11 protein-coding genes are annotated in these 15,331 nt (G+C 60.3%); 8 read left to right on the top strand and 3 right to left on the bottom strand.

Going from position 1 to position 15,331, the window contains the following annotated elements:
- Positions 1-14 precede the first annotated feature (14 nt).
- Positions 15-1,421, bottom strand: a complete 1,407-nt coding sequence (locus tag LQK83_RS10390) for a chloride channel protein (protein WP_230837346.1) — start codon at positions 1,419-1,421, stop codon at positions 15-17.
- Positions 1,418-1,903 (bottom strand): MarR family winged helix-turn-helix transcriptional regulator, encoded by a 486-nt coding sequence (locus LQK83_RS10385; RefSeq protein ID WP_230837345.1) that lies wholly within the window; start codon positions 1,901-1,903, stop codon positions 1,418-1,420. Before LQK83_RS10385 ends, LQK83_RS10390 begins: the two co-directional genes overlap by 4 nt.
- A 243-nt stretch (positions 1,904-2,146) precedes the next feature.
- On the opposite strand from LQK83_RS10385, the gene LQK83_RS10380 reads away from it, so the two are divergent.
- Positions 2,147-3,289: an exonuclease SbcCD subunit D gene (locus LQK83_RS10380; protein ID WP_230837344.1), complete on the top strand. Its 1,143-nt coding sequence runs from the start codon at positions 2,147-2,149 to the stop codon at positions 3,287-3,289.
- Positions 3,286-6,360 (top strand): AAA family ATPase, encoded by a 3,075-nt coding sequence (locus tag LQK83_RS10375; protein WP_230837343.1) that lies wholly within the window; start codon positions 3,286-3,288, stop codon positions 6,358-6,360. Before LQK83_RS10380 ends, LQK83_RS10375 begins: the two co-directional genes overlap by 4 nt.
- Positions 6,361-6,739: 379 nt before the next feature.
- Here the strand turns inward: LQK83_RS10375 and LQK83_RS10370 are convergent, their stop codons facing one another.
- Positions 6,740-7,081 carry a hypothetical protein gene (locus LQK83_RS10370; protein ID WP_230837342.1) on the bottom strand — a complete coding sequence of 114 codons (342 nt, stop codon included), beginning with the start codon at positions 7,079-7,081 and terminating at the stop codon, positions 6,740-6,742.
- 425 nt (positions 7,082-7,506) lie between these two features.
- Between LQK83_RS10370 and LQK83_RS10365 the strand changes: the two genes are divergently transcribed.
- The 6 genes from LQK83_RS10365 to LQK83_RS10340 all read left to right on the top strand — a co-directional run bounded on the left by LQK83_RS10365 (position 7,507) and on the right by LQK83_RS10340 (position 14,984).
- Positions 7,507-8,337, top strand: a complete 831-nt coding sequence (locus tag LQK83_RS10365) for a DUF3883 domain-containing protein (protein ID WP_230837341.1) — start codon at positions 7,507-7,509, stop codon at positions 8,335-8,337.
- 521 nt (positions 8,338-8,858) lie between these two features.
- Positions 8,859-9,983, top strand: coding sequence for a hypothetical protein (locus tag LQK83_RS10360; RefSeq protein WP_230837340.1), 1,125 nt, complete (start codon positions 8,859-8,861; stop codon positions 9,981-9,983).
- A gap of 264 nt (positions 9,984-10,247) precedes the next feature.
- Positions 10,248-10,430: a hypothetical protein gene (locus tag LQK83_RS10355; protein ID WP_230837339.1), complete on the top strand. Its 183-nt coding sequence runs from the start codon at positions 10,248-10,250 to the stop codon at positions 10,428-10,430.
- 187 nt (positions 10,431-10,617) lie between these two features.
- On the top strand, positions 10,618-11,598 hold the full coding sequence (locus LQK83_RS10350) for a hypothetical protein (RefSeq protein ID WP_230837338.1): 981 nt from the start codon (positions 10,618-10,620) through the stop codon (positions 11,596-11,598).
- Positions 11,599-12,126: 528 nt separating this feature from the next.
- A complete protein-coding gene (locus tag LQK83_RS10345) occupies positions 12,127-14,229 on the top strand; it encodes an AAA family ATPase (protein WP_230837337.1) in 2,103 nt (700 codons plus the stop codon).
- A complete protein-coding gene (locus LQK83_RS10340; protein ID WP_230837336.1) occupies positions 14,226-14,984 on the top strand; it encodes a hypothetical protein in 759 nt (252 codons plus the stop codon). The genes LQK83_RS10345 and LQK83_RS10340 overlap by 4 nt, the downstream gene beginning before the upstream one ends.
- Positions 14,985-15,331: the final 347 nt, after the last annotated feature.

Below are 15,331 nucleotides of genomic sequence, written 5' to 3'. Positions count from 1 at the left end.
TGTGCGCGTCGCCGTCAGGGGCGATGCGCCACGTAATCCGATGGCACGTGTGTGCCCCGGCGGGCGAGTTTCTCCGTCATGATGGTCGTGCGCATGGTTGCGGCCGAGACGAGAAAGGCTGTGGCGCAGGCGGCCAGAAGGGGCATCAGCGCGTTAAACTGCTGGCTGACCTCCAGGGCGAAGACGATCGAGGCGAACAGCGCGCGCGAGGAACCGGCGAAGCAGGCGGCCATGCCGACCAGCGCCGCCATCCTGAGATCGAGAACCATGCGCAGCGATGACAGTCCTTCGCCGATCAGCACCCCCAACGCGCCCCCGATGGTCAGCAGTGGCGCAAGCGTGCCTCCGGATGTGCCGCTGCCGAGCGCCAGCGACCAGGAGGCGAATTTCAGGACGCAGAAGGCTGCGATCGTCACGCCGACGAAATTGCCGCTCAGAATGCGGTCGATATTGTCATAGCCGACGCCCATCGTGGCCGGGGCGAAATAGCCGATGATGCCGACGGCGAGGCCGCCGATGGCCGGCCACCACATCCAGTGCAGCGGCAGCTTTTCGAACAGATCCTCGATGACATAGACGGACTTGACGATGACGATCGAGATCAGTCCCATCAAAAGCCCCTCGACGGCGTAGGAGAGGAGTTCGGCCGGGGTTGCGGGGAGAAATTGCGGGACATGAAATACGGCTTCGCCGCCGAAGAGCCAGGGGCGCACGAGATAGGCCGTGATGGCGGCGAGCATCAGCGGCACGAAGGAACGGGGACGGAATTCGAAGACGAGCAGTTCGATGGCGAGCATGACGGCCGCGAAGGGTGTGGCGAAAATGGCCGTCATGCCGGCGGCTGCGCCGGCGGCAAGCAGCACCTTGCGTTCGTCCGCCGAGATAGGGACCTTCTGCCCAAAGACGGAGCCGAGCGCACCGCCGGTGGCGATGATCGGGCCTTCCGCGCCGAAGGGGCCGCCCGTGCCGATGGAAATGGCGGCGGAAAGCGGTTTCAGGAAGGTCATGCGCAGCGGAATGCGGCTGTCATTGGTCAGAACCTGTTCCATCGCCTCCGGAATGCCGTGGCCGCGGATGGCCTTCGCGCCATAGCGCGCCATCACGCCGATGACGAGCGAACCGGCAACAGGAATTGCGATCACCCAGAGCCCCAGCGTGTTGCCGGCCGGCGAGGCCAGATCCGTGGCGAGGCGGCCGTAGAAAGCGAGGTTGGTGATCAGCCCGATGAGCAGAACCAGCAACCGCGCTATGACGGCGACGACGGCTGCGATGGCCATGCAGTAAAGGCAGATCAGCAGGCTGCGACCGTCGAGCGCTCGGGGATGGCGCTCCATCTCTGCCTTCTCGATGAGGGGGCCGAGCCCGGCCGTCAGCGGCAGGCCGGGTGTTGTGGACGCCTTTTCGATCTCGTGCGCGCTCATTCAACGTCCTTTCCTTCGAAGAAGAGGGGTGGCGGATCGCCCGAGGAGGAGACGGCGGCGGCAAGGGCGCTCAGCCCGTGGGCCAGCGCCGCACGCGTCTCTGCCGGCAGCGTCTGGATTGCCTGCAGCATGTCCTCCTGCGGTGTGCGGCCCTGCCGGGCGACAAGCGCCTGACCGGCTTCGGTGAGGCGAAGTTCGACGCGGCGGCGATCCGCGGGTGCCGGCCGGCGGTCGATCAATCCCTTCGCCTCCAGCCGCGCGACAACTTCCGAGACACTGCTCTGGTGCGTGTGGGTCAGGCTTGCGAGGTCATTGACGGAGGCGCCGTCATGGGCCTGCAGCGTGCGGAGCAAAAAGATCTGTGCCGCAGTCAGTGCCTGCTGGCTACCCGCCTCGGAAGAGGCTTTCCGCAGCGCCTGCACGATCCGCCGCAGGCCATCGAGTATCGTCTTGGCTTCGGTGTTCTCAGATGTTTGCAACATTGTATTGGTTCCCATATAATTGGAGCCAATACAATTCTGCCTTCTTCTTGTCCATGGATTCTTCGTCGCTTGCGTACGGTCGTGTGTCTGACAGGGCCGAAAGGGTTCCGGCTCGCGCTGCTGGACCCTGTTTCGCGATCTGCTAAACTTCCTGTTCATGCCCTTCTTTGGCGTTGATCGGCGGCGCGATTTTTGCTCAACCGAGTGTCCCGGCGTATCTCATCATCAGGCGGACGACATTTCATGAGAATCCTGCATACGGCTGACCTGCATCTCGGGCGTCAATTCAATGGAATTTCTCTGGACGCCGATCAGGCAGAGGTTATGGGGCAGATCGTTCATGCCGTGAAAGATCATCGCGCCGATGTGCTGATCATCGCCGGCGACATTTATGATCGCGCCGCGCCGCCGGCGAGCGCCGTTCGGCAGTTCAACAGCTTTCTGACGCGGGTGGCACAGGAGACGGATGCCGCCGTTGTCATGATTGCCGGCAATCACGATTCTGCCGACCGCATCTCCGCCATGTCGATCATGCCGGATGCCAGACGCGCGCTGATCCGGGGCGCTGTCAGCGCCGATGAGAGGGCGCTTGTTCTGGAGGACGCCTATGGACGCGTGGCCTTTTCCGCCCTGCCGTTCAGCTACGAATATGCCGCGCGGGAATGTTTTGCCGACGAAGCAATGCTGACGCCGGAGGATGTGCTGAAGGCGCAGGTGGCGGCCGCGCGGCACAATGTGCCGGAGGGTGCGCGCTGGATCGTGGTGGCGCATGCCTTCGTCGCCGGCGGCGCGGTCAGCGAAAGCGAGCGGCCGCTGGTGCGCGTGGGCGGTGTGGAGACCGTCTCGCCGGAGATCTTTGCCGGCGCGCATTATGTCGCGCTGGGCCATTTGCACCGGCCGCAGGCGGTGGGCGTTGCGCATATCCGCTATTCCGGCTCGCCGCTTGCTCTGGGCTTCGATGAAGCCGGCGCCGCGAAATCGATGAGCCTTGTGGAGATCGACAGTGCCGGCGATGTGACGATCGAAGAACTGCCGTTCAGGCCCTTGCGTGGCGTTCGAACCGTGAAGGGAAAGCACGCAGAGCTGCTTCTTGCTGAACCCTCGGAGGATTTCGTCAAGGTCGTTCTGACAGACGATGCGCCGGTCATCGACGGCATGAAACGGTTGCGGGCCGTTTTTCCCAATGCCTGCGAGCTTAGATACGAGCGGGATCAGCGCGCGCCGGAGATGAAGGCGCTGGGAGGAGGGCGCGCGAAGGTCGCTGATCCTCTGGAGGTCATGAGCGATTTTCTCGCCTTCGTGCGGGAGGAAGCTCTGTCCGATCGTGAGCGGGATATCGTGACGCGTGGATTGGATGATCTGCGTCAGGCGGAGGAAACGGCATGAGACCTCTGCGGCTGACCATGCAGGCCTTCGGGCCCTATCCGGAGCGGGTCGTTCTCGATTTTCGCGAGGCCGTGGATGCTGGCCTCTTTGGCATTTACGGGCAGACCGGGTCCGGCAAGTCGACGATTTTCAGCGCCATGACCTTCGCGCTCTTCGGAGAGGCGGCCAAGGACGATCAGGAGCCGGCTTCGCTGCGCTCGGATCACGCGGATGCAGCCCTGCTGACCGAGGTGGAACTGGTCTTCGACATCGGCGGAAAGCGCTTCGTGGCCTTCCGTCGCCCTGAACAGCGACGACCGAAGCAGCGTGGCGACGGCGAGACCCGGAGCGCACACGAGGCCTTTCTGTTCGACGCGACGGGTCTGTCTCTCGAGGCGATCACCGACGAGCAGCGCGGCAAGATCATCGCTGAAAAGAAGGTCGGTCTCGTTGATGCGGCCGTGTGTGAGCTTCTGGGTTACGGCGCCAGCCAGTTCCGGCAGATCGTTCTCCTCCCGCAGGGGCGGTTCGAGAAGTTTCTGGCGGCCAAGACGAAGGAGCGGCTGGAAATCCTGCGCGATCTCTTCGACGTCTCGCTCTACCGCAACCTGGCCGCCAGGCTGAAGGCGGATTCGGCCGAGGCGGAAAGCCACGTCATCGCCGAGCGCGAGCTTTGCGCCAAGCGGTTGGCCTCAGAAGGCTTCGAAAGCACGGATGCGCTGGCCGCGGGCATCGCCGAGGCCGAGAGCAACTGCCTGTCGCTGCGCGAGATTGAAGACGGACTTCGGCTGCAATGGGCGGCGGCGCAGACCCGGCTCGAGCAGGCACGAACGCTTGAGCGGCAATTTGTCGATCGCGAGGATGCGCAGGCGTTTCTTGCCAGCCTGCTGGAAGGCAAGGCGGAGATGGATGCGCTGGCGGCCCGCACCGCACAGGCAGAGCGCGCGCGGTTTCTGCGCGATGCCGAACAAGTGGCCACCGAAAGCACCGCGGAAATGCGCAACGCCCGTTCGAAGCGTGAAGCCGCAGTGGCCGCTCTCGATCATGCCAAGGCACGGGAAAAGGCTGCCGCAGACGCGTTTGACGCGGAACGCGCCCGATCCGGCGAACTCGACGCCTTGCGGCATAACCTTGAAATACTGGGCCGCTTCGCATTGGCTCTCGACCGTGCGGATGGCGTCGCCCGGTCGCTCACAGAGGCCAAGGTGGCGGAGCAGGATGCGCAAGACGCCTGCCGTGCCGTGCAAGCCCGGATCGACGACCAGCGCAAGCGCCGCGAGATGCTGGCGGGCAAGCTGATGCTGGCCCGCCAGAACGATGCGCAAAAGCGCGAAATCGAATCGCGCCTGGCAATTCTTCGCGCCGCGCTGAGCGTCGCGGAGACGTTTGAACGGGCCGAACGCGACATCGCGGCCGCAACCCGGCTGGTGGAGGAAAAGGTTGCGGCACAGCAGGCGGCCTTGCGTTTCGAACAGCGGCAGCAGCAGACGTTCGAAGCGGCGGAGCAGGCGCTTGCCGAGGTTCAGGCGTTTCATCTGGCGTCGCGGCTGGTGCCGGGCGAGCCCTGCCCGGTCTGCGGGGCGACCGATCATCCGATGCCGGCCAGCGGTACGGTCGAACATGCCGGTCTCGATCAGGCGTTTCGCGACAGCAGAGCGGCCTGGCAGAGAGCCAGCGCGGAAACACGCGCCGCGGAACAGGCGCTGGCGGCCGCCAGAAGCGTGCTTTCGGATCGTCAGGAGCGGCTGACGGGCCTCGCAAAGCCAGAGGCGGCGGCCGGCGACCTGAAGGCGCAGGCAGGCGGTGCGGAGGCGGCGCTGAGCGCGCTGGGACCGGAGGTCGACATTGCCGCTCTTGACGGTGAGATCGAACGTCTGAGCATGGAAGCCCAGGCCTGTGATGCCGACTTCCTTCGCCTTCGCGACGTATGGAGCGATCGCTCACGAGATGTTGCGGCGTTGCATGCCACGCTGGACGAGATGCTTTCTGATGTGCCTGAAGATTTGCGCAACAGGGAGCGCCTTGCCGAGCGGCAGACCCGCGCAAAGCGCGAACTGACGGCGCGCGTGAATGCGGGCGAGGTGGCGGAAAAGGCAGCGATCGCTGCCCGCGAGACGGCCCTGAGAGCCGAAAAGGATCTGGAGGCGGCCACGACTGCGCTTGAATCCGCCACCGAGCGGCAACGCCGGTCTGCGGTGATGTTTGAAACGCGCCTTGCCGAAGCGGGGCTGTCGGAGGAAAACTATCGCCAACTGAAGGGCTTTTTCGACACGATTGAAGCCGATCGCAGCCGGGTCGAGGCCTATCGTCGCAAGATTGCGGCGGCCGAGGATGCCGCAGTCAAGGCGGCCGCCCTCGTTGCCGGTCTGGAGCGCCCTGACGTCGCGACGCTCGAGATCGGGAGACACGAGGCCGAGCAGCGGATGAGGGCGGCGGTGGAAAGCCGCACCGGCGCGGAACATCTTCTCAATCAGCACATCCGGCTGCGCGACGAACTGGTCTATGCGCTGCAAAAACTCGACGCGGCGGAAGCCGCATCGGGCCCGCTGCGAAATCTGGCGGCGCTGGTCAATGGCGACAATCCGCAGAAGCTCGATCTGGAGACCTTTGCGATCGGCGCGATGTTCGATCAGGTTCTTGCCGCCGCCAATATCCGCCTCGGTCCCATGACCTCGCACCGCTACCGGCTGGAGCGCGATGTCGAAGGTGGAGGACGCGGCCGCCGCGGCCTTGGCATCCAGGCCTTCGACAGTCATACCGGCAAGGCGCGCCCGACGGCGACGCTCTCGGGCGGAGAAACCTTCATTGCCGCGCTGGCGCTGGCGCTGGGCCTGGCCGACGTCGTCGAAAGCGCTTCCGGAAAGGTGCGCCTCGACACGATTTTCATCGACGAAGGATTTGGCAGCCTCGACACCGAAAACGGCTCCGGAACGCTCGATATCGTTCTGCAGGTCCTCGGTGCCCTCGTCAGCCAGAACCGCGCCGTCGGTCTCATATCCCACGTCCCGCTGGTGCAGGAAGCGATCCCCAACGGCTTCTATGTCCGCAAACATCTGACCGGAAGCAGCGTGGAAACCCGGGGCGTGAGTTAGAGCATTTCTGAAGAAGCTGCCGAACTGGCGACGGCTGAGGCTGCTACGGCGCAGGAGTGGGCCGTGTTTGAAGCGCTGATCAGCGCCGAGTGTTTTATTTTGCAGATGATCTGGGCCGCTGCCCATCGCCTTTGGGGTGGGGGCGAGCGGGGGGAAGCGCTTCGCATTTTCCTCCGTGCCATGGTCACCGACCGTGTATTTGCCGACTTGATGACGGGCCTCAGCCATCGCTCGCGAAGTTTCTTTACGCAAACGCTGACAGCTTTCGCGATCGAGCAGAATACCGCGATTTCTGAAATACGCGTCCATTTCAGCAGGATTTGCGATTTCTGTCCTCGCGCGCGATATCAGTTTCTGAACAAGTACCGCAGACGCGTCTTTATCCGCCGACAAAAGAGATTTCGGAATGTCCGATTTTTTCCTTGGCAAACATCCGCATATGCGGACTTGCCTTGGCTGGCCAGTCTCCATTTGCATTGACGAATTCGCGATATGTCTCGCCTACCATTCCTACGGCCTGCTTGAATGTCAGCGAAATGCTACCTTTTGAAAGCTGAGACCATCGCGCCTCTACTTCAGCCCAGACCCTTGCGTGGGCAACTTTTGCCTCTGCAGGATCGCGGGTGCCAAGGTTGACCTTTTCCTCGCGTTTGCGAAATTCATAAACACCGGTTTTGGGACGCTTGGATGGGCGAGTCATTTTGATGACGATGTGGACCACCTTTGTGTACCAAAGATGCGGTCTACAAATCCTTAAAACTAAGGCGATTGAGCATTTCCGAGCTTTTTTGAAGGATCATGGCGGAGAGGGTGGGACTCTCCTCCAGATACAAAGATTCCAATAACTTGCCACAAGGCACTGAGAAATCTGCGCGATTTCGATACCGCCAACGATACAGAGCACGATACAAGATCTCAAGGGCCTTGTTTTGGTGTCTCCTCGGCTGCCTGATGTGGTGCTCGCAGAACACCAATCGGTCGGCAAAATTCGGGGTCGCTGGAGGTGTCCATTCCGTGACTGTGCGGAAATAAATTCCGCTTTGGCGTCTGCCACTTTCGAGTTTAGCCTTATGTCCGGGGACACCCTTGGATAAGGCATTGCATTTTCCGAAAGACAGTTCGATTTGCTCGAAGTAGGTTGTGACGATGAGTGCAAACGCTTGGTCAGATCTCGAGAATGACGCCGTTGTGGCGGGCTATTTTTCGATGCTCCAGGAAGAGCTTTTAGCAAGGCGCTACAATAAGGCTGCGACGAACCGCTTGCTCCAGGATCAGACAGGACGCAATCATGCATCTGTGGAGTTCAAGCTGCGAAATATATCGGCTGTGGTTCAAGGTTTCGGGCTACCTTTCATTGAAGGTTACAAACCTCTCTTCAATTTTCAGATGTCCCTGGCTGAGGCCGTTTCCCGATGGCTCGCAAGGCACCCTGAATGGGAAACGAGCATCCAACCTGTCAGGCAGTCTGAGTTGGCAGAGCCGCCTTCTCTGTTCGTCGGGATCGCTCCGACGCTGCGCAACACGCCGCCCCCGGACGAGCTAGAACAATTGCAATCGGTGGCGAGGCGCTTTGATGTCGCCGGACGCGACGAGCGCAATCGCGCCCTTGGTCATGCGGGCGAAGAACTTGTCCTGCACCACGAATACAAGTCGCTTCGCCAAAACGGCCGCGCGGACCTTGCAAGCCGTGTCCGTTGGGTATCCAAGGAGGACGGTGACGGGGCTGGGTACGATATTGCAAGCTTTACGCCGGACGGCCGGGAGCGCCTGATCGAGGTCAAGACGACCAACGGCTGGGAAAGGACGCCGTTTCACATATCCAGAAACGAGCTAGAGGTGGCGAAGGCTCGCCGGGACGAGTGGTATCTGTTCCGGCTCTACGACTTCGTGCGTGCGCCGAAGGCGTTTGAAATGCGTCCGCCTCTCGAGGCTCATGTCGAGCTGACGGCGACGAGTTTCCAGGCAAGCTTCGGATAAATCGTCAGGAAGCGGAGCGGTCCGGCGCGCGGGAGTTCGGGACGCACACTTATTGCGCCGGGGGTAGCAATTCAGTGATTTCCAACTTTTCTTCATGAAGTCGCGCGTATTTCGTTAGAATTCACTTACTTTTATTGACGTGCCCTTCCCGCGCGCTGGGATCGTGGCGGAACTCAAAAAGCTCTCTAAAATTGTTCAATATACGCAAATCCTATTCTAATAGTTGTTATTTTATTTGCTGGATAATAATATCTCATTTACGACACTCTTTTAGGTCGCTTTCTTGCTTTTGGAAGTCGGAAAGGACGTCAGCTGGCGGTCATCTGGCCATCGCTCTTTGGTGCGACGTAATGTCGCACTTCGGGCGTGGTAACAGCGTCAAAACGTACTCGAAAACGGGTGTTTTCGGACCATTTTAAGCCATTGTCAACATTGACCTATTTGACAAGAAAAAATTCCGCGGTGACAATTTTTATATCAGCCATTGAGCTGATACGGAAATCGTCAAAACGGAGAAACATATGACAGAAGACATTCGTAATGATCGTGCAACGGCAAAGGCAAAAGGTGCCGCCGCCCCTGTGTCAAAAAGCGACACCGCTTGGATTGATCAATTGGGCCTCAATGAAGACCAGGGTGGGCTGCTGGCCGACGTCACCGGAAAGCTGCAGGCCTTGAACAAGAGATCCACGGCCCACGCCTTTGACATCGGCCACGAGTTCCATCGCGCAAAATCCATCTTGCCGCCGAAAAGTTTCGGGAGATGGCTGAAGCCTGCCGCAGGCTACACCGTCAAGGCCGCCAACCTATATATCTCTATTCACGAACAGTTGGGGGACTACAAAGAACGCTTGATCTCCGCAACCGTTGCTCCAACGACGATGTTCGTGATGGCACGGGGAAATCAGACGTCTATTGAAACTGCGCTGAAGGCATTTGAAAGCGGTGAGAAGCCGACCGGAAGGCAGGTGCAAGCGATCATTGATGCCGAGAATGGACTGACCAAAAAGGACCTGAAGCCAATTCTCCTGAATGCCCCTGGGCTCGCTGGTTTGAGAAAGGCAGCCGCAGCCAAAGAACTCAAGGAAATCTCGCTCTTCCATGCAATGATTGCCTCTATCCGTGATGAAGTGGAGTCAGCGTTGAAGCCATTGGAAGTGGGAAGGGCAGTAATCAAGAAGCACCTGTCAGACAAGGTCGCGATGGATTGCAGGCATGCGCACGATCTTCTTTGCAGCATCGCCGTCCCCGTCGTCCCTGGTTTTCAATCTTTCGATAGATGGAGGCACGGGGAATTTGAGAGGGGAACGGCTTGGCATAAAGTGCAGGTGCTTCTGTACAAGGCAGGCGCGCCCGATGCTTGGCCCGATCGGGCAGAACTGGTCGGTTGGCTTCAGAATGAAATGCTACCCGTCCTGCGTTTCATCCTGGATGGAGAGCCGCTTCCTGGATTCGACCTGATCGAGGATGAAAGTGTCGAAGAGACTGAATCTCAGGAGGAACCGGGCGGTTCCTCCGTCGATGATGCTGGGCGCACTCAAATTGCTAGTTTACCGTCGATGGACATCGACCTCGGATTCGAGACGGACCAGGCAAGAGCGTTGTTTGACGCTTTAGCTTTGGCAGATGTTCCGGAGCTGGCGTGATAGCCGTCGATCTCCGATGCTCGTGAACCCCGCTTCGGCGGGGTTTTCTTTTGTTCCGGCTCGGCCAACCGCGTCGCCCGTTAACCATGTCCGCGGGATCTGTTCCTGGTGCGTTCCAGGGCTCCTTGCTGCAGACGAGGTAACGCGGTAGGTTTGGAGTGTCGGCAGATATCAAACATCTGCAGTCACTTAGCGGCCCCCGCCTGTGTTTGCACCACCGACGAGGGCCTGACCCGCAACCTTGTGTTCGAAGGAAACTGGGCTATGAAGAGCCTTATCTCTATCTTCCGCGCGACGGAAGAAAATTTGTCATCTTTTCCGGTCAGTGCCCTGAAGCCGAAGCGGCGCGAGACGGCGACTTGCACGTGCCATCGCGATGGCGCTGCGGGCCTGTGCGTGTGTGACGCGGTCAGCGCCGGCGATCCGATCGACCCCGCCACGCGCTAAAACTCAAACGACCTCGAACGCTGTCGTCTGACACCGGAATCGGAAATTATTTCCGCTTTCGGGACGTGCAGACCTGCGTCCGCTGAAGTCTGTCAGGAAGACGAGGCTCGTTTCAGATTTGAAGCGGACGAGTCCTGATCGGCTCCAGCTGCAGGGGCGACGCGTTCGACGTCTTTCCCGGAGAAGAATGATGTCTCATGAACATTTGAGCGCCGAACGCGCTCGCCACTACACTATCGCCGTGGATCTGCAGGCTCTCCAGCCGCGCCTTCTGGCGCTCGCCGAGCAGGCCGCAACGGCAGCCTTCACGGCTCCTCAAATGATGATCGCTTTTGCGAAAGGACTGGAAGAGGCTGCATCGTTGATGCGCGCGGTGCCGATCCAGGAAGGAAATTTGCTGGAAGCGGGCATTGCGCTTCTTGCAAGTACAAGTCCTGATCTGCTGGCGCTCACGGAAAACATTCGGCTCCCCGTCACTCCCGCCGCTCTCCAGCTTGTCGCAATGAACGACGAGAAACACTTCCGCCGTCTGACCCTCGACGCCGATACAGGTGGTCGCAAGGGTTACACCCCGGACATGGTGCTCGTCCATCAATCGAAGAGGCTGGCTTATGTCGTCGACGTCAAGCGCACGCTCGCTTCCTATGAATCGACGCGGATCGCCGATCTGAAGGGCCGCATGCTGGCGTCAGCCCTGGTCGTTCCGGACCTGCTTTACAAAGAGCACCGCAGAATTGTGGTCGATGAAGTGCGCGCCGTCATCCTCAACGCGGACGGCCAGAAGACCGACCTCGAACATGGCGTCTGGCCTCTCAGTCACCTCGATCATTTGCTTGAAATGGACGGAGCCGGGCAGGTGATCGAACGGATGCGCGCTCAGTTCGCGGCGGCGGTGGAGCGGAACTGGAAAGTCGCCGTCCGACAGGTTGCTGGTCCTGAACCGCGTCCAGCGTCAGGAGCCCGCGATGTGTTGAACGGCGGTAGCGCCGTGTCTTCCTCGAACAGGAACGGCGATGATGGTCAAAGCGATGGCGAGGTTCGGACGACCGTCGACGCCATGGCAGCACTGACACCAGCAAATGGGCTGAGCCCGCGCCACGATTACGGCTCGCCGCCACCGTTCCGGGTCGGACTTGCACGCGCGCCCGAACTGGCGGCGGCGGTTTAGTCGCTGAATATAGGCCAGGGCGAGCGTCGCGAAGATCTGGGCTCGCCCACGGCCTCAATCTCATCAATTTGAAACAGAAGTGCCGCTGGAGCTGTGCTCGCGGCGAACGGGAAAGGCATGCCTCATGTCAAGTTTGGTTCCGGATCCAAAAACAGAGCCCGCCGCGCGAACGGTCGGGTCTCGAAACACCGTCAGCGGTCCCGCGCCGATCGTCGATACAGATGCGTTGGCAGCAGCCGAGCGGACGCGCCGGATCGTGTCTATCATGTCCAATCGGGGACAAGCCGACGCGGCGGACATTCCCGACGCCGCTGAGGTCATCGCAACGGCGATACGTTTCGCGACGAGGCGTGGCCGTAGTTTGGGAGCGTTGCCACGAGCAACCCGATTGCAGCTTATTCAGCTCTGCGAAGGTGGCGATCCCGCAGCCCAGGTCGTCCGAGACTGGATCGAATGCAGGCTGCCTGAATCGATTGCTGAAGCTCTCGCGCAGGCAGACCGCGAAGCCGCAGCAGGGAGGGTGTGACCATGACAAATCCATCGTCAATCCCGCTTGCGGATCGTGTCGCCCGCTATCTGGTCCGTCGCCTGGAGCGGCAGGCGATCCGTAACGCTTATGAAGCCGCCGAAGCCATCGGGCTCCTGGAACGCCACTTCGGGTCCGATGAACTGGCCCCCAACGGTCCGATCTGCTGGAATATCCGGCAACCATTGACACTGGCGCTGTCTGGAGATCCCGTGGTGGATCGTCGGGTCATCGAGCGGTTTCTCAGTCGGAGGGATTCCTCTTTGCCTGAGCCGAGCCCAGATTTCGAATTTGACGACGATAACGAACGACCTGTCGTCGGCCACACGATCTCCGGCCGCCCCGTTCGGAGCCAGCGCCCGTCTGCGCTCAATGACAAATCTAGACGCGGTCGCTCTCTCAAGGCGCTTGTGGCTCAGAAGGGTTCGTCACCTGTTTTGACGCGGGACACCGGACCAGCGAAGGAACCCAAGTCGGCAGCGTCCACCGAAAATGGAAGCGCTGGTCATCACGCCGTTGACCGTGATTATGTGCTTCGACTGATCCGCGCCCACCGGACCCCGCATCATGTCGCAGATGTGGCCGTCGCTTTGTTGCTCGCCAGCGCGGCCGGCGAGGCCTTCAATCATATTGACCCGTTGCTTTCCTTGCTGGTCCGTCCCGCTCCCGTCGTCGTCATCCGCTCTTCGGTTGCCGAGTTCGAGCGCAGATTTGGAACGATGCTGGAAAGGGGCGCGGTCATGCCTTTCGCCTTAAGTCTTGTCGATGCTTTTGGTGACAAATCGATTAGCGGCAGCTATCGCGACAATGCCTCCGATCCTCATCGTGCGGCGTCGATCTCGGGCAAGCGCGTGCAGGACCTTTCATCCAAGGCGCTGCGCGAGGCCGTGGCCAAGGCGTTTCTTCGCAAAGAGCTTCCCATTGTCGTTGTGGACGAGACTACGGCGTCGGATTTTCCGTCAAGGCTCCTGGCTGGAGCGGACGTTATCCTCGATACCGGGAGGCTTGATCGCGGCTTGCTCGCTGACCTGCTTCACATCTGCCTCAATATTCCACCGAAGGCCTCGCTCAAGGCTATGGAGGAGCGTGCCTTCCAGCCGGGCCAACTCGGCCTGGACGACCTGGCTCTCGCGCTACGGCCTGGCCGCTCCGTTGAGAAGATCCTTTCAATCCTGATCGAGCTGAGCGCCGCCAACGATGCCGATGATGATGACGCTGATGGTGAAAACGAATGGCGGTCGAGAAAGATCAGGCAAGGGAGCCGCGAGAAGCAGGGAAATCTCTCCCGGGACAGGAAGCACGGTGCGTTTGATTTGACGCAGCCAGAGGCCCCGCCGCCGGACAAGAACACCAAACCGTCGACGACGAAATACCTCTCCGTTGAGACACTCGCAGGTTACGGACGGGCCAGAGACTGGGCACTCGATCTCAAAGCTGATCTCGAACTCTGGAAGCAAGGCGGTCTTGCCTGGTCTGAGATGTCAACAAAGCTCTTGCTCAGCGGACCACCGGGTACCGGGAAAACGACTTTTGCCCGGGCACTCTGCAACACCATTCAAGTGCCACTGCTGGCTACCTCACTCTCGACGATGCTCGAGCCGGGGTACCTCGGCGACGTCCTCAAAGCGATGTCGGAAGCGTTCGAAATCGCCCGCAATAATGCTCCCAGCATACTATTCATTGACGAAATCGACAACATCGGTAGGCGCTCCAATGGCGGCGGTCGGCACGACGAGTATTGGAATTCACTTATCAATCGGATGCTGGAGCTGCTTGACGGCGTTGCCAAAACTGAAGGCGTGATCGTCGTCGCTGCAACAAACTTTCCTGAGCGGATTGATTCGGCGCTGTTGCGCTCGGGGCGTCTCGAAACCCGTGTCGATATTCCAATGCCGGACGTAACGGCGCTGGCGGGAATCCTTGAGTTTCATTTGGGCTCGGATCTGACGACCGTCATTGGCTCGCGGCCAAACCCCGTCGCCGTGGCGCACAATGTTGGGCATCACGACGTCGCTGCCCGTCAGCGGCCGAAGGATCATGGCCATGATGCACCCGCCGCATCAGAGGCTAATCGGAAGATCAACCTTGATGGAGGCCGTGTATGAGCGATCCTATGAGAATGAATATGGCAAGCGCTTCGGAAAGTCTGCGACCGCTGGCGCTGCTTGCTGCGGGTAAGACCGGAGCAGATATCGAGCGGCTCGTGCGCGAGGAGCGCGCACGGTGTCGGCGAAAGTCGCTGCCCTTGACCTGGGATGTCCTGGAAGAGACCCTCAGGCGAGACGACGGAGCATTCTCGGATGAAGTCCGCTATCGCATCGCCGTCCACGAAATTGGGCATGCGCTCGCCCTAGAGATGACCGGGCTTGGTGAAGTCGTCTCCGTCCGTCTTCACGCCTCTGGCGGCACGACGAAGACTCTGCTTAACCGAGACAGACTGCAGTTTGCCGAGGGCATTGGCGGCAATCTTACCTGCGTTCTCGGCGGCCGTGCTGCAGAAACTGTCGTCTTCGGGGAGACGCTGGTGGGTTCGGGGGGCGGCTCGCATAGCGATCTGGGGCAAGCAACGCTGCTCGCGCTTGAGCTTGAAACTGCCCTGGGCCTCGGAGGTGATGTGCCACTCGTCTTTCGGATGCCGACCAATCCAGGCGAGACTTTGCTGTACAACAGCACGCTGGCCGAGCGGGTCCAGAAACGGCTGGAAAATGCCGAGCGGCACGCTTTAGAGCTTCTTGAACCGTATCGCGAGCTGATTTCAGATCTGGGGCATCGGCTTATCAGGGCGCAGGCTCTCGAGGGCGAGGCGATCCGGACAGCCTTGGCGGCTTGTGCAGGCGCTGGCGAGGAAGGACCATCCTGACGCCTGTGCAAGGGCGCAAGTGATTTTAGGGGGTGAAGTTTAACTTGGATGCCGTCCTCGGTAACTCATCGTAAATTGAGATGCTTCAAGTCAATTGAACTCAAGTTACGCTTCCGCGATTCTGAACAAGCGGTGCCCGATTCACAACCATGGCGCCGCATTTCCAAACTCTGGATTTGCGATTCAGGTACAAACGGCGTGCGCTAGGGGAGCTGGGAAACGAGAGCTCGGCTATCGGCGCAAGATTGCTGCCACATCGACCATCCTGTCGGCGAGGGTCGGCAGCTGATCTGCCGGATGGCAGACGCGGGGCCACGTATCTCTATAACCTTGGATGGTGATTTCCT

Origin of the sequence: Rhizobium sp. C1, assembly GCF_021026335.1 — a bacterium.
GTDB lineage: Bacteria > Pseudomonadota > Alphaproteobacteria > Rhizobiales > Rhizobiaceae > Ensifer_A.
The sequence above is the reverse complement of the archived record's forward strand: the minus strand, read 5'-3'. Positions and strand labels throughout refer to the sequence as shown.